20 protein-coding genes are annotated in these 19,910 nt (G+C 43.4%); 11 read left to right on the plus strand and 9 right to left on the minus strand.

What is annotated here, in order from left to right; all coding sequences use genetic code 11:
• Positions 1-110: 110 nt before the first annotated feature.
• Genes G3352_RS18130 through G3352_RS18140 form a run of 3 tightly spaced genes read left to right on the plus strand, consistent with a single transcriptional unit; the run spans position 111 to position 3,869 of the window.
• Positions 111-1,247, plus strand: a complete 1,137-nt coding sequence (locus tag G3352_RS18130) for a GerAB/ArcD/ProY family transporter (protein WP_163758536.1) — start codon at positions 111-113, stop codon at positions 1,245-1,247.
• Entirely contained in the window at positions 1,204-2,709 is a 1,506-nt protein-coding gene (locus tag G3352_RS18135) for a spore germination protein (protein WP_163758538.1), read from the plus strand. Before G3352_RS18130 ends, G3352_RS18135 begins: the two co-directional genes overlap by 44 nt.
• Positions 2,706-3,869, plus strand: coding sequence for a Ger(x)C family spore germination protein (locus tag G3352_RS18140; RefSeq protein ID WP_163758540.1), 1,164 nt, complete (start codon positions 2,706-2,708; stop codon positions 3,867-3,869). Before G3352_RS18135 ends, G3352_RS18140 begins: the two co-directional genes overlap by 4 nt.
• A 662-nt stretch (positions 3,870-4,531) precedes the next feature.
• On the opposite strand, the gene G3352_RS18145 is transcribed toward G3352_RS18140, so the two are convergent.
• Positions 4,532-4,903, minus strand: coding sequence for a hypothetical protein (locus G3352_RS18145; RefSeq protein ID WP_163758542.1), 372 nt, complete (start codon positions 4,901-4,903; stop codon positions 4,532-4,534).
• 264 nt (positions 4,904-5,167) lie between these two features.
• Here G3352_RS18145 and G3352_RS18150 point away from each other — a divergent pair, with 264 nt between their 5' ends.
• From G3352_RS18150 to G3352_RS18160, 3 genes are all read left to right on the plus strand, one after another.
• On the plus strand, positions 5,168-5,512 hold the full coding sequence (locus G3352_RS18150; RefSeq protein ID WP_163758544.1) for a hypothetical protein: 345 nt from the start codon (positions 5,168-5,170) through the stop codon (positions 5,510-5,512).
• 237 nt (positions 5,513-5,749) lie between these two features.
• Positions 5,750-6,280 carry a hypothetical protein gene (locus G3352_RS18155; RefSeq protein ID WP_163758546.1) on the plus strand — a complete coding sequence of 177 codons (531 nt, stop codon included), beginning with the start codon at positions 5,750-5,752 and terminating at the stop codon, positions 6,278-6,280.
• Positions 6,281-6,863: 583 nt separating this feature from the next.
• Positions 6,864-7,196, plus strand: a complete 333-nt coding sequence (locus tag G3352_RS18160; RefSeq protein WP_205524925.1) for a DUF1433 domain-containing protein — start codon at positions 6,864-6,866, stop codon at positions 7,194-7,196.
• Between the two features lie 62 nt (positions 7,197-7,258).
• Here G3352_RS18160 and G3352_RS18165 read toward each other — a convergent pair whose 3' ends face one another.
• From G3352_RS18165 to G3352_RS18180, 4 genes are all read right to left on the minus strand, one after another.
• On the minus strand, positions 7,259-7,540 hold the full coding sequence (locus tag G3352_RS18165; protein WP_163758549.1) for a hypothetical protein: 282 nt from the start codon (positions 7,538-7,540) through the stop codon (positions 7,259-7,261).
• A 300-nt stretch (positions 7,541-7,840) separates the two neighbouring features.
• A complete protein-coding gene (locus tag G3352_RS18170) occupies positions 7,841-9,139 on the minus strand; it encodes a galactokinase (protein WP_163758551.1) in 1,299 nt (432 codons plus the stop codon).
• Between the two features lie 163 nt (positions 9,140-9,302).
• On the minus strand, positions 9,303-10,064 hold the full coding sequence (locus tag G3352_RS18175; RefSeq protein ID WP_163758553.1) for a hypothetical protein: 762 nt from the start codon (positions 10,062-10,064) through the stop codon (positions 9,303-9,305).
• A gap of 32 nt (positions 10,065-10,096) precedes the next feature.
• Entirely contained in the window at positions 10,097-10,837 is a 741-nt protein-coding gene (locus G3352_RS18180) for a hypothetical protein (RefSeq protein WP_163758555.1), read from the minus strand.
• Between the two features lie 134 nt (positions 10,838-10,971).
• Here G3352_RS18180 and G3352_RS18185 point away from each other — a divergent pair, with 134 nt between their 5' ends.
• From G3352_RS18185 to G3352_RS18200, 4 genes are all read left to right on the plus strand, one after another.
• Positions 10,972-11,436: a hypothetical protein gene (locus G3352_RS18185; RefSeq protein ID WP_163758557.1), complete on the plus strand. Its 465-nt coding sequence runs from the start codon at positions 10,972-10,974 to the stop codon at positions 11,434-11,436.
• Between the two features lie 200 nt (positions 11,437-11,636).
• The gene (locus G3352_RS18190; RefSeq protein ID WP_163758559.1) at positions 11,637-12,563 is read left to right on the plus strand and encodes a DUF2268 domain-containing putative Zn-dependent protease; all 927 of its coding nucleotides are present in this window, start codon (positions 11,637-11,639) and stop codon (positions 12,561-12,563) included.
• Entirely contained in the window at positions 12,538-13,305 is a 768-nt protein-coding gene (locus G3352_RS18195) for a MerR family transcriptional regulator (RefSeq protein ID WP_163758561.1), read from the plus strand. The genes G3352_RS18190 and G3352_RS18195 overlap by 26 nt, the downstream gene beginning before the upstream one ends.
• Positions 13,306-13,373: 68 nt before the next feature.
• Positions 13,374-14,045 carry a metal-dependent hydrolase gene (locus tag G3352_RS18200; RefSeq protein WP_163758563.1) on the plus strand — a complete coding sequence of 224 codons (672 nt, stop codon included), beginning with the start codon at positions 13,374-13,376 and terminating at the stop codon, positions 14,043-14,045.
• 76 nt (positions 14,046-14,121) lie between these two features.
• Here G3352_RS18200 and G3352_RS18205 read toward each other — a convergent pair whose 3' ends face one another.
• From G3352_RS18205 to G3352_RS18210, 3 genes are all read right to left on the minus strand, one after another.
• On the minus strand, positions 14,122-14,442 hold the full coding sequence (locus G3352_RS18205) for a nucleoside triphosphate pyrophosphohydrolase (RefSeq protein WP_163758565.1): 321 nt from the start codon (positions 14,440-14,442) through the stop codon (positions 14,122-14,124).
• A 98-nt stretch (positions 14,443-14,540) separates the two neighbouring features.
• The gene (locus tag G3352_RS30915; protein ID WP_205524926.1) at positions 14,541-14,735 is read right to left on the minus strand and encodes a hypothetical protein; all 195 of its coding nucleotides are present in this window, start codon (positions 14,733-14,735) and stop codon (positions 14,541-14,543) included.
• A 223-nt stretch (positions 14,736-14,958) separates the two neighbouring features.
• A complete protein-coding gene (locus tag G3352_RS18210) occupies positions 14,959-15,357 on the minus strand; it encodes a HEPN domain-containing protein (protein ID WP_345940777.1) in 399 nt (132 codons plus the stop codon).
• 274 nt (positions 15,358-15,631) lie between these two features.
• On the opposite strand from G3352_RS18210, the gene G3352_RS18215 reads away from it, so the two are divergent.
• Entirely contained in the window at positions 15,632-16,483 is an 852-nt protein-coding gene (locus tag G3352_RS18215; RefSeq protein WP_163758569.1) for a hypothetical protein, read from the plus strand.
• A gap of 94 nt (positions 16,484-16,577) precedes the next feature.
• Here the strand turns inward: G3352_RS18215 and G3352_RS18220 are convergent, their stop codons facing one another.
• Positions 16,578-19,715, minus strand: a complete 3,138-nt coding sequence (locus G3352_RS18220; protein WP_163758571.1) for a DEAD/DEAH box helicase — start codon at positions 19,713-19,715, stop codon at positions 16,578-16,580.
• Positions 19,716-19,910: the final 195 nt, after the last annotated feature.

Here is a 19,910-nt window from a genome sequence, read left to right on the forward strand (position 1 = left end):
TCCGTCTATCTTGTTTCGTCTTCTATTGTTCAAAAAAATAAAATAGGAATCGAAAATCCATTTCCTGTACAACCTAACGGAAACTTCCTTGAACGGAAAGGAGGATTCCCATGAGCCGTGAAAAGGGAGAAATCACGATATGGCTGTCCTTTTCCATCATTTTGTTAAGTGCGGGCCTCGTGTGCCATGTTCTGTCCATTCCGGCGATTCTGGATTACGCAGGCAGAGATGGCTGGCTATCGGTAGTCGCTGCTGCTCCCTTCTTTTTGTTATTTCTATGTATGATGTTCGTTATTATCCGGCGGGTACGCGGACAGCGTTTGACGGACTGGATCACGCGGGAATTTGGCGCAATTCCTTCATGGATTTTCCGTATCACTGCCTCGCTCATGCTGCTTGCACTTGGATCACATACCTTATACGAAACAACTAACTGGACGGTATCCACCTATCTGCAATTCACCCCACCCTATGTGCTCGCAGGTGTGGGAGCACTAGTTGCTGCCTGGGCGGCTGCCAAAGGTATCCGTTCCATTGCCATGACTTCAAGTCTTCTGCTTCCATTCGTGATCCTGCTTGGATATTTCGTGATGTCCGCCAACATGAAATATAAAGACTATGGCCAGTTGTTTCCCATCATGGAATATGGTGCTGGTCCTGTCCTGAGGGGCATGATCTATTCACTTGCCGGACTGATGGAAATCTGGATATTAATGCTGTTTCAACACGATATCAAAAGTAAAATTCGCTGGTGGCATCTTCTGCTGCTCGGGTTATTCATGATCACTATGGCGATTGGTCCAACGCTGGGAGCCATCGTTGAGTTCGGTCCGGAGGAAGCAGCAAAACAGCGCAATAGCCCCTATGAGCAATGGAAGCTGGTGAATATAGGAAAATTGCTCCAGCACGTGGACTTCCTGTCCATCTATCAATGGCTAAGCGGTTCATTTGCCAGAGTGGCGATCTCCATATATCTTATCGTGGACCTGCTCGATTTTCGCAGACCAAAGAAAAGGTACGTTGCCGTTCTAATCGTCACCTTCATTATGTGCTTCATAGCCGTTCAGTGGTGGAGAATTGATTACGTTGACTATTATGTAAACCATATTCAATTTCCCGTGATGCTAGCCTATGTATCCACGGTAACAGTCCTGTTGACCCTCGCCGCATTCATACACAAAAAAGACAAGGAGGCTCCCGCTCATGCCGCACACAACCACACCAAAGAAGAACCCCCATCTGGCTGAACCATTCCGAATCAATGAGCATCATCTGACGACGTTTTTTGCAGGTTCAGACGATGTGATTATCAGCAGCCATATGATTGGGGAGTCTCCGCAGCAGATTGTCATCGTGTATTGCAGCGGTATGGTCGACAGCAAATCCATATATGATATTATTCTTCCCGAACTGACGCGAACGTACGAAAGTACTCACTTTGTTCGTGCATCGGATATCGAGAAGTCCGTTACCCTGCAATGGACAAGCATGGACTTGCAGAACAATCCACTGGGAACGGAACTCATGTCCCTGCGGGTGTTTGAGGGACATATGCTCATCTGCATACCTTCCCTTCAGAGGATGTGGAGTATGGATATATCCAACATTCCTACCCGGACGCCAGATGAATCCAGCACAGAGGTATCCATCCGTGGGTCCCGAGACGGCTTTATCGAACGACTATCAGTCAATATTGCCTTAATTCGTACACGCCTGCGTACAGCCGAATTAGCTTGTAATATTGAATTAATCGGTTCTCGCTCCGTGACCAAAGTCGCCCTGATGTATATCAAGAACATTGCCAATCCCGAACTGATTGATGATGTGAAGAATCGGCTGCGTAAAATCGACATAGAGCGGATTTTGACCGCCAATGAACTGGAGGAATTGTTATCCCCTTCCAAAATCACATTATTTCCGGTAACCCATTACACGGGCAGACCTGATTTTGCGGCGGAATGTCTTCTGAACGGACGTTTCGTCATTATCGTGGATGGCAATCCCAGCGTCATCATCGGACCCGTTAATTTGTTTCTGCTTCTCAAATCACCCGAAGATGCCAGCTTCCCGTTTCTTCCGGTTAATGTGGGTCGCATGCTGCGTTTTATCGGGCTATTAATAACCGTATTCTTGCCTGGTTTCTATATTGCGCTGACTTCTTTTCACATGGACCAGCTACCCTTTCCGCTGGTAGCCACGATCTCGGTTGGGCGCATGGGTCTACCTATGGAGTCTGGTGTGGAAATGTTTCTCATTATGCTTCTGATGGAGCTATTCCGGGAAGCAGGGGTGAGGCTTCCGAGCGCCATTGGTCAGACGCTGACCGTTGTTGGCGGATTGATTATTGGGGATTCGGCCATCCGTGCAGGCATGGTTTCCCCGCTCATGATTGTCGTCATTGCCGTAACCGTAGTGGCCGGAGCAACGATTGTGAATCAGGTCATGACCAGTTCTGTTCTGATTCTGCGTTTTTTCTGTTTTGTATTGGGGGCATCCCTTGGCATATATGGGTTCATTCTGTCCATTATCCTGTTCCTGATCTATCTGACCGATCTGAAATCGTTTGGTATTCCTTATCTGACGCCGCTCAGTCCGCTTAATTTCAAACAGGCACTCGCCTCCTTGTTCAAACTTCCGAAAGGATGGATGAAACGCAGACCTGTCTATCTGGAAACGCAGGAGCCGCGCAAAGAAGGGAATGAGCGATGAAGCGGCTTATACAACGATGGTTGCTAGGGCTGCTAAGTCTCTCTCTTTGTTTCGTGACAAGCGGGTGCTGGAGTGCATATGAGATCCAACAGGTGGACTATGCCAAAGCGATCGGGATCGATTACAAGGACGGGATGTATCACATTTATGTTCAAAGCATGGACTTTGCCAGTGTAGCCAAGAGCGATAATTCAACCAAAACAGCGGAAGCTCCACCCGTATGGGTTGGACATGCATCGGAGAGAACATTGAATCTGGCGGTAAACGAACTGTTCCGAAGTTCCCAGCTCCATATCGCCTGGGGCCATGTGACGGCCATTGTCATGGCTGAAAGTATCCTGACAAGCAAGCATATTAAGGAAGTGTTCGACATGCTTGGACGTTTTCCTGAATCACGTTATACAACCTGGGTATATGGCACTCGTGATCCATTGGAAAATATCCTTAGTGCCACGTCCATATACAATATGTCGCCACTGGACAGTATTCTGCATAACCCTCTTCCCTCATTCTTGGAAGAATCGCTGTTTCCTCCAGTGCTCAGTTTCAAACTCATTGCCACCCATAATGATGCGTCCACCACAACTTATCTGCCTTGCATCACCATGAACAAGGAACACTGGTCGCAGAACAAAAAAAATTATGAACTGTTTATGATTGATGGTGCTTTTTTTGAAAGAACCGGGGATGATTTTGAATATTTGCCCCATAGCAAAATCCCTGGATTTCATTGGTTACTTAAGGATATGCGGCGTGCGCCATTAATTATTGAAAACGAAGGAACCATCTATGGCGTGCTCAGCGTTGGTTTGCCCAATGTCAAAATTGTGCCTGTCATTCGTGGGAATGAGGTTTATTTCAACATCGATGCCAAGTACCTAACCGCCTTGTATGAATATATCACCCCTGTTTCCTATGACGAGATGGTCCAATTCAGCGAGAAGACATTGCGGGAGCAAATTTTGCAAACGTATCGCGAAGGTCTGAAACGTGGGGTCGATGTCTATGGACTTCAGGAGAAGGTTTATCGCAAAAATCCAAGCCTATGGCGCAAGCTGTCCAACAACGGCTCAAAGATGATCCTGACGGAAGATTCCATTCAGAAGCTGGACATTCATATTACCATTCCATATACGGGTAAATTCCGTAGGAAAGTGTAGCTATAACAAATCCCCTGCCGTATGAAACGGACTAGGGGATTGTTTGGTTTATGCTGCGATTTTTTTGTGTAGGGGGATGAGATTTTCCATAATATTTATCCCCGTTTTCGATTACGTGTCATATGCATTCCTCTTTTCTTTAAAAGCTAAATTTTAATCCTAAATATTCGACTATTATCCATGAAACAGGCCAAAGTAATGGAACATGAACAACCCAGTAAGGGGCTTTATATCGCCCATTCTCGTAACTGATCCCACAATAAAAAATCGCGAATAATACACCTAAAGGATAGGTGAAAAGAATTTTAACCAATAGATCACGGGAAGTATCATATGTGTGTGGATACGGTGCCGATAAGGACATACCAAGTCCAAAAAGAGCCATAGGCCAAATGAACAAAGTAACTCCATACAAAATCAAAAATAATAATAAATAATTGTATAACTTCTCATTCTTCCTCTTGCTCATATGCCCTCCTGATTGCCTGAACGTAATCTCCCAACGTGAATAACCTTATCAGAAGATTTTACAGGATGGATATGGAAATATAAATAGTTTATTCCTTACTGATTAATAAAAAGACCTCCAACCATACAGGTTAGGAAGTCATTGATGATGTTAAATTATCGTATTCTTCACCAGACAGCGGCCGCCTATAAGACTATATTCCATTCTGTCTATAATACTCCATTATTCGCATGCGTGTGGTCAGTATGAGGGTCTGTGGCAATAACACCACAAATATAAAAAGCGGCACGATCAGCACCAGATGAGCGGCAAAATTCTCTGCTCCGAACGATGGTTTGGGAAGTTCAATGAAGTACCACCAGAACGGGATGGCAACCATCCAGGTCAGTCCGGTAGAGATGAACATATCCTTGACATCACTCCACAGAAAACAAAACAATGCGACAAATACAATTGGAACAGCCCAGGAATCCAATATCGGTCCCCAGCTCTGGAAGACAAAGATAATGGCAGGATACAAAAGATTAATGGTCCAGCGCCAGATCGAATTGTGGTAGATAAACATAATACCTCCTTAGTCGACAAGTAAACTCGATTAATAAGGGGACTGAGATTTACGCCGATCTTCGCGTCTGCCTCTTACATCTTCCTTATATATCGTTTTAATTGCTCTTTGTGTTCTTCTAACTCTGCTAATTTGGATGTAGTCCCTTCAAGAAAGTCGACATTTTTGCAGACAACTGCACTGCAGACTCTCCCTTCCAATCTTGCAACCTTCCATAATTTGCATTAAAGTGTCTTTAGAGTTTAAAAGGAGAATTAATGCCCTATGAAAATAAAACCTGTAGCTCTGATTTTACTTGTTTTTTTATTTTTAGTAGGAGGATGTTCAAGTATGTCTACCTCAGATAAACAAAATATTGTAGAAACAGCTACACCAATAAGTGTTCAGTACATAAAGAAATACTACAATGCGGACTTTATTGTAACGAGTCATGATATTGACGACCCTTCCATCCATTCACGCCTTTATCTTTATGGTCATATAACAGGACATGAAGATGAACGTATTACCGTTTCCTATAATTATGATACACAGGAGGTTCTTAGTGTAGAAGGACCAGGCTGGTTTATCGATAGCCGAAATCCGAAAAAGGAAGTACCTCCTTCCTGAGAAAAATCTGCAAAGAAATACACAGATGTATTTACACTTCGTTATATAGGATTGGGAGAAAACCTCCCAATCTTTTTTTTCAATCTCAATGAGCTAAATATATGGAGTGCTTATAGGACGTTCTTACCAGTCTGATCAGAGATATGCTTATTTCTGGGAAAGAAATGAAGAATATAAGCATGATTATGGATATTATAGCTCATACTACCTTCAGGAAAATATTGAAGGAGTGACAACATGAGGTTAAAAAGCATTATCGCCGTTGGAACGGTGTTAACTTGCTCGACTCTGTTATGGGGCTGTGGCAATGCCAATATGAACCATGCTTCGCAGCAGAAGGATACTGTTCAAACCGAGAGCTGGAGCGATCCCAAACGACTGGAAGCTTCCCACTTGGAAGCGTTGGAACGGATGGAAAAGGATCATATTCATCGCATGGTTTCGCTAAATGCGAGCATGGATGAAGACAAAGTAATGACCACTCTTGAACGGTCCACCCAGAAGCTGGAGGAAATGAGACCTCTCGCTGAAATGCTGCAACATGAGGGCCATCCAACGCTGTTACAACGAATTCAGGAGATGGCTGGAGATATTCAAGGCTCTAAAGAAGTGGTTGCTGAGATGAAAAGACTGCCTCAGGACGGTAAAATTAAGATCCAGTCTGAAAACTCTGATTCCTTACACCACATCAGCAGTTTTCGCGATTACCACCAGTACATGCAAGAGAAGATTCAAACTTTAAACAAGGCTCAGTCAGCTACACATTAATCTGTAATGTTCACTTGAATGATGTTCACTATACAAATGTGAAACAAAAGTTAGATGGGAAGCTAATTCTTATCTAACTTTTGTCTTGTGAACAGGTATGATGATCATGCTTTAGTCTCTAGCTTGGTGACACTGTTTATTTTCCAAATCCAAGAGTTAATGTATATTATAGAGAGTTAAATTTAAATATATAGGAGGTAGAAAGAATATTTTTTAAAAAAATTCAATTCATATCAATTGTACTTATACTCATATCTGTTTTATTGGTAGGATGCAACACCATACCAAACTAAGGCAAGATTATTGAAGAAGCAACTCAAGTTGGACAAAAGTATTTTATAGATGAATACAGTACAGAAGTGAAGTTTACTGAGCATAAGTTCATGCCGAAAGATCTTAGCCACAATATAAGTTTAAGCGGACATGTCAAAGCGAATAAAGATACTGGAATTACAATTCTTATCGATTATGATACTTTCAGAATCCAGAATGCCATTGTTCCCAAAGAACTACTTAATAAAAGGCAGAATTGAAGCTTTGGAGCGAGCACATTGTAGCGAACGCTACAGCAAGGAGTAATGAAGTGGACACTTTCAATAAAAAACATCTTACATTAGCATTCTTATTTGTATGGTTCAGTTTTACTTTCATCGTTTTAAGCGGATGTATGTCAAGTGAACAGAAAGACATCCTTCAAAAAGCCGAAGAAGCTAGTCTCACTTACTTTAAAGAAAACTATGGAATTGATGTAGAATTCACAAATCACAAATTCATTCCGGCTGACTTATCTCATACGGTATCACTGACGGGATATGTGAAAGGCAACAAAGATCAAGAAGTATTCGCTATGGTAGATTATGATACTTATGAAATCAGAACAGGCTCAGTGCCGGATCATATCAAACCTCTTAAATAAATCGATTCATCTCTCACTGGGAATAAAGATATAAGTACTATTAAATTTGGCTGCTCTATGATTCATTCCACCCACAAGGACACCCATATAAAAGTGCTGAACAATACAATTGGCATAAGCACCCCAGTGGCTAACATGATCCAAAGTGTTACTGGCCTTACATTCTGGAAGTATTGATCAAACCAGTTAAATCGTTCTTTCCGCCATTTGGCAAACTTGAGCTGCCTGATCATACGCTTCAACATTTTCTGCCGCTGCTTTCCTTCTTCCACTTCTTCCAGCGTACGTCGCAACTCGTCATACAAACGCGCCTCTTCCTGCTCAGCCAGTGTGGTTGTCGTCATTCTGCATCCCCTCCCTTACCTAATTAACACGGAAACGCGTCCAAAGTTTGGAATTATATAGAGAACTGAACTTAAGATTTCTCACGTTCCACAATCATCTTCGCCAACTCCTGATCTGAAGTTATTAATAACGGACCGTTCCCTCAGAAAAAGTCCGGAGCGAGCTATCTCTCCTAATGTAGACAGCAAAAAGCGATCCTCTTCCATGACTAGCGTCAAGCTGGAGAACCGCTATAATGTACTGTTTAATACTACTTATACAATACAGGTTAAACATCGCAGTGTGTTACACCGACAAGATTAACCCACGTTTTCGATTAATGTGTTCAAACATACCGCACCCTGCGCACGCACATTAACCACAATAATTGGCGTATCCAGCATGCCGTGCATCCAGGACATATACTCCTCAACCTTTTCGTTGGGAAGAATCGTCAGAATGACCCCTGCAAATCCACCGCCGTGAACACGGCAAGCGCCATCACCCAGCTTTTGCAGATAATTTTCAGTTAACGCCAGTGCGATACCAATCTCCTGTTCCTTCACCGAGCCGCTCTGGTATACATTCTGGAGCCACTTCCATGAAGAATTCCCGGATGCCGTAATCAGATTCAGGAAATCAGCAAAACGCCCTTCCCGCAAGGCCTGTACCTGACCTTCCACCCGATTGTTTTCCTCCAAGAAATGCAGCGCACGCAGTACCGCACGATCCCCCGCTGCTTCACGTACCTGTTTGAGATTGGCATAAATCGCCTCGGCCGTAATTTCTCGGACATATTCGCTGCCCAACGCTTTAGCAACCGCTCTCATCTCATATGGTACAGCAGCGTAATCCTCCGTCAGATCCGCGTGATTCCCACCTGTGTTTACAATGACCAAGGAGTAACCGTTTTGTTGGAAATCCCATTTTACAGGCTCAATTACAGGCTCGGCTGGATTCTCAAAATCAATCGCAATTAGCCCGCCATAGGCACAAGCCATCTGATCCAGCAGACCGGATGGTTTATTCCAAAAGTTGTTCTCCGCATACTGACCAATCTTGGACATGACCACCACATCCAGTGATCCATCGTTGTAGAAATGATTCAGAATCGTACAAATCAGCATCTCGAACGATGCCGATGAACTCAGCCCGGACGCCGAGAACACGTTACTGGAGATGTACGCCTGGAAGCCGCCCACTTTGTATCCGAACTTCCCAAATCCCGCAGCCATACCACGGATCAACGCCGTAGTGCCGTCGTCCTCAGCCTTCGGTGCCAAATCCGTGAGATCGATTACATAATTCTGGTCATACCCTTCTGAATAAAAGGTAATTACCGAATCCGTCGTTGGCGCAGCCACCGCTATCGTATCCAGCGTAATACTGCCCGCCAGCACCTTACCATGGTTATGATCCGTGTGGTTGCCGCCAATTTCGCTACGTCCAGCCGCGCTGAACAATCTGCTGCCCTCTTGTACGCCAAAATACTGTTCGAATGATTCATTGAGCTTTGTGTAACGTGCTGTCTGTTCTTCCAGTTGTTGCTGACCATACATTTGGGCAAGCAGCGCTTGGCCTGAAGTGGACTGGATCAGTTCCAGTGGTTGTGTAATCATTAATAATCCTCCTATGGATATGCAGCATTTATTTTTTTGACGTAAATGATGAACAATACGGGGAGCAATTTATGCCCCTTTACTCTCCCATTATCTCAGCTTCGTTTCGTAAAAGGTAGGGTAGAATTGAAAGTTTGTAAGCGTTTTTTGAAGACATTTTATCTTATTTAACAGGTTTAACTTCAATCTGATCAACAATAAATTCATTGTCGGCTTTATCAAAGGTATACGTGATATTGAAGTCACACACATATGTAGGAGATATGCCAATAGAACCTGGAAGACTTAATTTAATTTTGTGATTATCCATTGTATAAATAACTACACCGCCGAAAGCAAGCTCATCTTGATTATAGTCTGGTGCTGGATCGAAATCATAATTGAAATTATCTACTTGTCCTTTTGAATTCACTGTAATATCTAATGTACCATCATCATTTTTAGATATACGCGATTCAATATGCTCAGCAACAATATCCTCATAACGCTGTACTTTAATTTCAGTTAAGTTATCAGAGTTAACGACATGAATTTCATAGATATTCAAGCCTGTCCCTCGGCCAATCTGAATGATTATTATAGCCTCTTCCTTACCATCACCGGTAAGATCGGTATAAAATAACTGCGGCTTCGTTCCCGAATGATGAGAAATGCTCCAATCAAAATCTTTTGTGCGCCCATTTATATCTAGAGTTACTCTTTCAATTGCATCTTCCGTTTCTTTAATTGCATAAAGTTTTACTTGTTCATCCTCAGAAGATCCGATTAATTTCAATTTTGAATTTGTTTCTTGTTCCGGTTTCGTTGTTACCTGCTTGGTGGGAGACACAACCTGTTCCTGATGGACAGCGCCTAACGATTCGGTTTGGCATCCTACAAAAAGAACTACACTCAACAACATCAATGAAGCTATTTCTTTTATCAAATCACTGTCCCCTTTCATCTAAATAGCTAAAATTAATCCAATGAATTTAACCGAATTGTTACCTTCCTCGTTTCACGATCATTAAAATCAAACCAGTCTTTAAGTACGTTATATTCACTTGTTTCTAATGCTGCTGTTTCAATCGTGAAATGGTTATTATCTAGCCAATCATAAGAGATGATGGGCCAAGTCGGTTTCAACATGAATGCTTCTTCCAAATCAGTTGATGCATATGGGATGATTTCTACTTTTTTGAGATCCACGGCAACAAGGATATGTCTCTTAACCAGACCGCCTTCATCATAAGCATATCGAATTAACACCTGCTGATAGTCAGAGGAAAGTTTATAATCTTGTAAAATGCCCTCAGGCATCGGCAAGCTATGGGTCTCTCTATCATCAATTTTCACCAAAAGGGTAGAGCAAGCTTTGGTTCCACATCCATACTTTAGCATCGAATATGTTTCCGAAGAGGGCACCTCCAACACTTCCACATGTGTACGATCTATTTCAGTTTGGAAGTCCGGTTCGTTCATCAGGTAGCGCCTATACTCTGGGACGTCGTTAAGAGGTAATTGTAGGGTTGCTTCTTCATTCGTTATTTCAATGATATTGGGTAATGAAGATGCCTTGTTATACAAGCCTGAAGAGTTGGTATCGTTATCATTTTCCACCTGATATGCGGGAGGTTCTAACCTAGAAAACCATATCATAATTACCGCGGAAGTAACGAGTACAATAACTAGTAGCAAAAAGAACATTTTCTTTTTCATAGCACTCCTCCTTCGTGCATGGTTTCGATCCAGAACCAAATGGATTATACTACAAAGATATCCATTTTTGGTGTCAGATCGGTTTCAATGTTATTTTCATGAGATAACCCACTATTCAGGTTAGAGGTGAATCTATGATCTTTATTTTAAACAAAGAACCAGATAAACGTCGTTTAAACGTAGCCATGCTTATGTATCTCATACTAATGATTTTATTTTATGGCATTTATGTTTCCTTGGAATCCGATCGTATAGCTCAATCACAACAGTGGACTTCCGGTGGTTCCATAAGCGACCAAGCGATCGAGTCAATGAGTCAGCTGGGAAAATGGACGTCTATCACTGAATCGCTGTTTCTGATTCTTTTCATACTCGTGATGATCATGATGATTACCCGGTATCGAAGTAATGTAGGAAGATTACTCCCTTTTGCCTTATGGAATGTCGCTTTGTTTGTTGGGGTTGGCGCGGTAAGTCTGGTCGGTTCACAAGTGACGTCAATGTCCATTGGCAATCTGGCACAACCCATCGTCGTACCTGCGTTTCTATTGGCAGCGTTATTCATATATGTGGTTTGGGGATTAATGAAACGTGGATAACGTGTGTGAGGCGATTATAAACGTTCAAAAACTTTGGTTGTTTTCTCCATAGATATCTGGATTGCAGCGAAAGTTTTTTACAACTTACCATAGAAGCGTATCGATAAATGTGCTTAAACGTATCACAAATTCTCTCCTTGACTGTTACGTAAGGTCATACTTGATAATGGGCTCAAGTTCACCTAAAGGAGAGATTAATGATGAAGATAACAGCGTTGCGTTCAGATAAAATCTATGAAGAGATCATCCAGGCTGCACCTGATGAAAAATTGGAGTTATACCGCGAGCACATGATGAGTCCATTCATGAACAAATGGAACATTCAACAAATCCCGTTTCGATCTCAAGAGCCTTACGGCTTCGACGTGATCATGATGAATAACTTTATGAATATCGCTCCAGCAGACATCACACCTGAGATCAGCGAGCCGCTGGTAGCGATTTCATCTGAAGCATTTTGGCAACAGTGTCATGAGGCTGTTTGTACGAGTCTATCCACCTTTACAGATCAAGGTATTGAGCTTAGGGTCTCCGAGTATCTATACACGATTTTATTAGGCGATAAGAACAGTCCTTCACTGACTATGAACGAAGGCATCAGCGGAGATGGTGGAATCCCGGGTTATATTATTGCGAACCTGACCCCCAATAGCTATACTCTACCTCGTATGCAATCCGTGTTGGCTCATGAATGCAATCATAACGTGAGGTATCAATTTATCCAGTGGGATCCACAGATTACGCTTGGCGAGATGGTTGTTAGCGAGGGGTTGGCCGAGAGCTTTGCGACATCCCTGTATGGAGAAGAGTTGCTAGGCCCATGGGTAGCCAAAACGGATATGGAGACTTTGAACACCTTCATTAAACCAAAAATGAAAGACCAGTTGCATGTCACCGGTTTTGACCAGATTAATCCCTATCTTTACGGCGATGAACTTGCAAGATTGCAAAACTTCACACCCGTAGGTATGCCCTATGCGGCCGGCTATGCCTGCGGTTATCACTTAATCCAATATTATCTGAACAAGACAGGTACACCTATTACCGAAGCAACCATCACTCCGGCAAGTGTTATCCTTGCTGAAACAAAGGACTTTTGGAATGAAGACACCCTATTTCACCGTTAAAGATATCATTCAGATCACTGGAATCACCAAACGCGCATTACATTATTACGATAAAACGGATTTATTCAAACCAAGCAAAGTCGAGGACAATGGCTATCGGTATTACAATCAAGAGGCACTGGGGAATCTGCAGATGATTCTGTTGTTCAAAGAAATGAATTTCTCATTAAAAGACATTGCAGCCATGATGCAACTCTCCAAAGACGAACAGAAAGATATCCTAAGAGAGCATCGCAGTACACTCGTTCAACGCAAACAAAAGCTCGAAACCATCATCGACCAGTTGGACGAGTATGTAGATGGGACGGATATCTCTCATCTTCATCTGTTTGACGACTCTTCCATTCTGCCCATCCAAGAACAATATGAATCCGAGGCGAAGTTTGTATATGGAGATACCGAGAAATATCAGGAATTCGAAGCTAATGTGAGCCAGCTGTCTGTGGAAGAACAAGAAAAAGCCTACCAGCAGTTCTCGGTCAACATGGAGCAGGTATTTCGGGAATTGGCGAAGCATCAGGATCTGTCCCCTGCTTCTGGTGAGGTGCAGGCGCTAGTGCGTGAATGGAAAAGTTGCCTAGAGCAGTTCATGGTCTGTGATGCTGAGATTTTGAGATGTATTGCGGAGGCCTATACGACGGATCGTCGCTATGCGGGTTATTTTGATCAGTTTGGTGATGAGGGATTTGTGAGGTTTTTGTATCAAGCGATTATGGTTTTTGTGGAGGGTGGGGAACAGTGATTTTGTGTGAAGTGAGAAAACATCACTAAAAGAATTAAATGTATGAACTAGGCTCAGGAGGTAACTTGATGCAAATGTTTCTTCATATGGCTATACACTTGATTACGGGCGGAACGATTCTATTACTTTTTCTAAATAAGCGGTTATCTCTTACTAAAGACTATATAATTACTATTGTTTTAGGTTGTATTATTGCTATCACTCCTGACATCACTAAGTACTTCGGTGATATATTGTTACATTCTCTTGCCATGGTTCCCTTGATTGGAGCTGCATATGGCTGGATCATCTATAAAACCTTAAACGTTCGGTTCTTCTGGGCATGGATAAGTACGATGGCCACATTATTCATCGGGCATCTTCTTATAGACCTTCTTGGTAATGGAATTAATTTGTTCTATCCTTTTACGAACCAAGAACAGAATTTCGCGATCTTGGGATCAAATAATGAACTCATCATTTCTGCGTTGTTAGCCATCGCCACTACAATCACATTAATTTATAAAAAGGTTAAACCCATTGCAATAGTTTCAATAGTACTAGCGGCTTCATTTGTTGTAAGCTTAGGAATTTCTAATGCAATAATAAGTTATTCTTTGCAACAAAGTTACTCCTTCAATGATCCACAATATATTATTGTTTATCCAGATAACACCCCATATCACTGGAACTATTATGTAAGAATTGATGAACTCACTATTATTACCGGCAAGGGGAATTATTTCACAGTGACAAAATAATCCCGGACGCATGCTGCATCCGGGTGATCAGTTCATCTGCCAAGTTATCTGAAATGAGTTGAGTTTAACGTTAAGCTTAATCGACATCGATCAGATACACCCGTTCCTGGAATCCACCACGCGTCTCGGCTTTGTCAGCCCGCAGTTTATCCAGCTGCGCCGCATTCGCCCCGTGTACCTCTGCCAGCGCTCGGATCACCTCTAGCATGTCTGCCAACTCTTCCAACGCTTCCTCATCGTTTTCTGCATTCAAGTACTCATTCGTCTCTTCTTGCAGTTTCGTTCTTAGTTCTTGCTTATACTCCTCCGGGTCGAGAATGCGTGTGCGGCATTCCTTACCGCTGGATGTGATAATATGCGGAATTTTGTCCCGCACCAATTTGTTGTAAGTAGGCATGTGGTACAACCTCCTTTCTGCTGTTGAAGTTTTCGAGCCTCATTCCATAATCTCCCTTTTTCTATTATACAAGTTGCTATGGGGAGGGAAGGGTTGATTTAATAGAAAATAATTAACAAACACACCAACGGGCACCCCGTCAACATTGCAGCTGTAAAACTGATCTGTGCCGCGACTCGTCCTCTGGTAAACTCTTGCCGTGAAAAGAACATCCAGATCGAGAGGTACGCAGCGAATAGCGGGAATGTAATCATCTCTCTAAACGTACTCGGTTCCATATACCCATTCATCATACTTTTACCAATTAGGATTAAAGTGACCAATTCCAATATAGATAATATGAAAAACACGATAGCAATTACTCTTTTCAAAATGTACACCTACTTTCCAGATGCAAAGCAGAGAGCATCCTTTGTAATCTCTGCATCATATATCCTTTATTTGGATGATGTCATCTTGTAAGCGTAACACAGATAAATCAAACATTTAACCCAAATGATCAATTAAAAAAACATCTTACTCTGATGAATCATCCTCCAATCGAGTGGCTAACTCGTCCAATATCTCTTCTGTTCGTTGAAGAAGCTTTTCGATGTTGTCCAGTTCTATTGGCTGGTCATGTGGGTAATCCGCTAGGGATGACATATGTTGTATCGTGCCGACAAACAAGGCAATATCCAATCCGGGTTCAGTGTCAGTATGCACTAGAGGCAAGATTTCGTTCATGGTGAGTTCCTTGGGTGGATGCGTTGAATGATACTTATGGATATAAAGCGCCTTAATCATGGAGGCTAGAGCCCAATCACATAGAATTAGACAGGCTTTAAACTGATTGTGATTACACATGATGACGGCAGCAAGTTTCAAATGATACTTAGCATGTTGGTGATAGGCCATTATTGTAGTACGTAGCATATGGTAAGCAGGAATGTGTTTGGACCTAGGTTGTGTGGAGATATCATGGTCTTGCAAACGGAATGTTCAGGCAAACGCAGAAAGTCATGCAACAAATACGCAGATGGGGTCGTTTAGATTTACAAATGTATCTTATAAAAATTCAAGTGGAGTTTGGACTGTAAATGACACAGCTCCAACCGCTAAAAGCCCTTATTCAGTCAGTAAGACCAGTAATGCAAATTTCCGAGTCTATGGGCCTTAAATTTAACTATTTATATGGAGGATAATTATAATGAGAAATAAAAAGTGGTTTCTTGTCGCAGCAGCAGTTATCGTCCTGAGCGGAGCCTTTTACATGAACTCTATTTCTGCTGAAAGTCCTACCCAACTAATCCAAGATCAGCTTGTTAAAGAAGGAGTGGCTATTTCAAAAATCACCTCCCAAGAGAGGAATTTAAAATTGGAAACAAAATCAACTTCTACTTCTGGAGAAGCAACCATAGAGGATATTAAAGCCATCCGAAAAATCCGGAATGAAGTAAGAAGTGGTGTTAATGGAACCTCCCAAATCAAAAATATTGATCTCACGATCACGGGCAAAAATGGTCAAAATATATACAATGGTGTTTCTAATGACATTACCCAAATACCAGACTTCTCATCTAAAATTGTAGGTAAACTCGATTCTGAATCAGTCCAGAACGCTATATATAGTGAACTGAAGGCAAACGGTGTAAGTGTGGAATCGACAGAAATCATGGATAACCAACTGGGTGGAAAGCTGGCCTCGATCGTGCTTACAGCGGAAATCCCAGAGGTGAACAGTCTCGTTCCTAAAATTGAGCAATGGATCACAGCGCTTAATGATTCTGATGGTATTGGAGTTTCTCAATATGAACTGACCATTAATGATAAAAGTAATCATTCAACGTTGTTATACTTGACAACAGATTTAGTGTATCGTGATTTTTATTGGTGGCAATCCCCGGCTCTTGGCGATGAAGTTTGGACAAAAACTAAACCAGAAAGCCAAGAATCAGCTGCTAGTAAAGACAAAGTTCCGGCGACAATTGAAGAAGGGATACATGCTGGGCCCTCTGGAGCAGATAACAATGGATATGAAGGGCCTCAATTTAAAAAATAAAAAAACTGAGTTTACCTAAACTCTCGTTTGAAAGACACAACAGAATCTCTCTGAATTTGAGGAGACTCTGTTGTGTCTTTTGGTAATTACCCCCTCAAACAATACACTTATTCGCCACCGCTACCATCTTCGCAGGCATCTCTTCCCACAGTCGCCACACAAAGCTCATCGGTTTGTTCCCCTCATGACTCACATAATCTGCTTCGCCCAAGAAGACAAATGGAGACGTATAGCCATGCTCCTCCTTATACTCCCGCACGAACAACGCGATCCGATTGCCCGTCTCTCGATGATGAATATACCGTTGCGCCGTAGCCGTATGCTCTGACACCCGGCTCTGAGTCTGCCAATGAAATAAACGTTCATTAATCGCATAATCCTCATACAATGTGGATGGTGAGAAATCCTTATCCGACTTGTTCAACGTAATGAAGAAGATATCGGTCTGTTCATCGGCAAAATACTTCACACCTTCGCGGAAGGCTGGTGATTGCTCAGCGTCCCAATAGCCAAAGGCGGCGAGCACTTGGTCCATGGAGTACATACAGTGGATATCCAGTGGACAAGTGTACGGGAACGAATTACTTTTATCCACAAATCGCAGATGAGCCAGATTATATTTGAAAATATCCACAAGTTCTTCTCGAAAAGCCTCACAAGATAGCACACGCTGCACACCCTCTTCGATGCTGCTCAGTCCTAGTTTCTCAGGCGCAGCCCGATGGAAGGTGTAATAGAACATGATCAACATGCGCCGTTCATCGGCGGTAGTGGGTTCTTTGCCTTTTTCAATGTAGTCAATCAGGAACGTCAGCCAGCTTCGGGAATTAATCGTCAACACAGATGGCAGTCTGCGGATATACTCCTCGTGTTCATCTTCAATGGGTGCTGTTAATCCGGCTTCGGCCAACAGGCCACGGAAATACCTTTTCCCCGTACGTCCACCATACAATTCATAGAGAGTCATCCCGTGATGTTCCACAAAATGAGCCAGTGTCAGTGGCAGTCCGGTGTCTTGCTGGAACGTTTGCAGCTTCTGGATCAACGCTCTGCGATTACGACTCATCTGCTTGAGGTTGCGCATGACGTATTCCTTCGCTTGTTTTTCCAATTGGATGAACGTGCCGCGTGGCAGGTTCGAAAAGCCGTTCTCGACGTAGTACGAGATGGAATGTTTGGTGGCTCCGATCAGGGCGCGGAATTTATCCTGGAACCTGTACTCCTGATGCGCTTGCCCGATGAAGTCGAGTACCGTCAGGCACTCTTTGCCCTCCGCCATCCGTAGTCCACGGCCAAGCTGTTGCAGGAATACGGTTAGACTTTCAGTAGGACGCAGGAACAGGATGGTGTTCACCTCCGGGATATCCACGCCTTCATTGTACAGATCCACGACAAAGATCATGCACAGTTCCCCGTTCACCAGCTGTCCTTTCGCAGAATGACGTTCCTGTTCGCTCGACCCGCCATGCAGGGCTATGGATGGAATGCCGACTTCGTTAAATATTTTTGCCATATACATCGCATGATCCACCCCAACACAGAACCCAAGCCCCTTCACATCGTCCAGATCAGTTACGTATTTGTTCAGACTTTGGATGATCTGGTTGGCACGGATTTTGTTATGAGTATAGAGCTTCTCCAGTTCGTTCAGATCGTAGCCTTTGCGCGACCACTTTACCTGGGATAGATCGACAGTATCGGTGACGCCAAAATACTGGAAAGGACTCAGTAGTTTCCGGTCAATGGCATCGGTTAGACGGATCTCGGCGGCAATTGTATGATCGAAGTAGGCGGTAATGTCTTTGCCATCCATCCGTTCCGGTGTTGCAGTAAGTCCTAGCAAAATCTTCGGTTCGTAGTGGGACAATAGCTTCTGGTATGAAGGTGCAGCGGCATGGTGGAATTCATCCAAAATGATGTAATCGTAATAGTCTGGACTGGTGATCTCCGTCAGCTTCATAGCGTTAAGGCTCTGAATGCTAACAAACAAGTGGTCCAGCGCCTCTGCTCGGTGATTCCCGACATGCAGCTCACCAAAGTTCATATCCTTCAGGATATACCGGAACGTGTCACGGCTTTGCTTCAAGATTTCTTCCCGATGGGCGACAAAAAGCAACTTGGCTCCCGCATGGCTCGCACGGAATCTCTTATAGTCGAAGGCAGAGATGACCGTTTTGCCAACGCCTGTGGCGGCAACGATCAGGTTGCGGGTTCGTCCATACAGCGTACGCTCGGCGTCCAGCTGCTCCAGCACTTCTTTCTGATAATCATAAGGCTGGATGTCGAGGTGAAAGTAGTTGGACTGATCTTTTTTACGATTCAGAGCCGCCTTCAGCTGTGCCTCATGTCCTTCATCCTCAGCCACATATCGCGTAAATTCGCGGTCATTCCAGTAACTCTCAAAGGTCGCTTCAATCTTGCGCAGCACATCGAGTGAATCCTTCTCGGTCACCTTGAGGTTCCACTCCATACCACTGGTCAGCGCCGGGTTGGATAGGTTAGAGGAGCCGACATAGGCTGTGGTGAATCCAGTATCGCGATGAAAAATGTACGTTTTGGCGTGCAGCCGAGTCACTTTGGTATCATAGGAAATCTGGATTTCTGTGTTAGGTAATTTGCTAAGTTCGGTAATGGCTTTGAGATCGGTTGCTTCCATGTATGTAGTTGTGATGATACGCAGCTTCCCGCCGCCTGCTGTAAATTGCTGAAGCTGTTCCAGAAGCAGTCGAAGCCCGCTGAATTTGATAAACGATACCAGCCAATCGATCCGATCGGCGGTCACGATCTCCTTTTGCAGCTCCAATAACATACTCGGCTCGGACTTTGCACCTGTGAATAAAGAGCTTTGGGAGATTGGCGTATCTGGACGAACGATTTTGGTATCCCGGACCGCACGAATGCTGTTCAGTTTGGAATATACATGGGTCAACACTTCCCCCTGCTCGTCCAGTTGCAATTCGTTGTATTCTTCTTCCCCCAGCGTGCCTTTCAGCGTAGCAATAATCTCATTACACGTTCGGATCTGCGCCAACACTGCTGTCTTATCTTCCGTCTGTTCCCTTACAATCTTGAGCGCTCGCCGGGTCACCGCCGCCAAATACGTGGACAGCAGTTTGCGCGCTTCCTCTGCATCCAACTTCTCGGTCCCAATGTTATACACATCCGGGTCCAGCGCCGAAATCTCCTGCCTGGTGATGATGTTGATAAGCTGTTCATATATGCCTTGTTTCATGAATGTACCTCGTGTGGGTGTAGGATGGTTGTGGATCGTTCTCTATGTATATGGTGAGCTAAAAATTGTTTCTTCTATATTATCGACCAATCTGTGGAAGATTTCATTAGTTGTTTGATTTCATAGGAAAAAGCACCTCTACTTGTGATCAGGTAGAAGTGCCTGTACAATGTTAACTTTATCTTTGTTGTAATG

This window comes from Paenibacillus sp. ALJ109b, assembly GCF_010747435.1.
In the GTDB taxonomy this organism is placed as follows: Bacteria; Bacillota; Bacilli; order Paenibacillales; family Paenibacillaceae; genus Paenibacillus; species Paenibacillus taichungensis.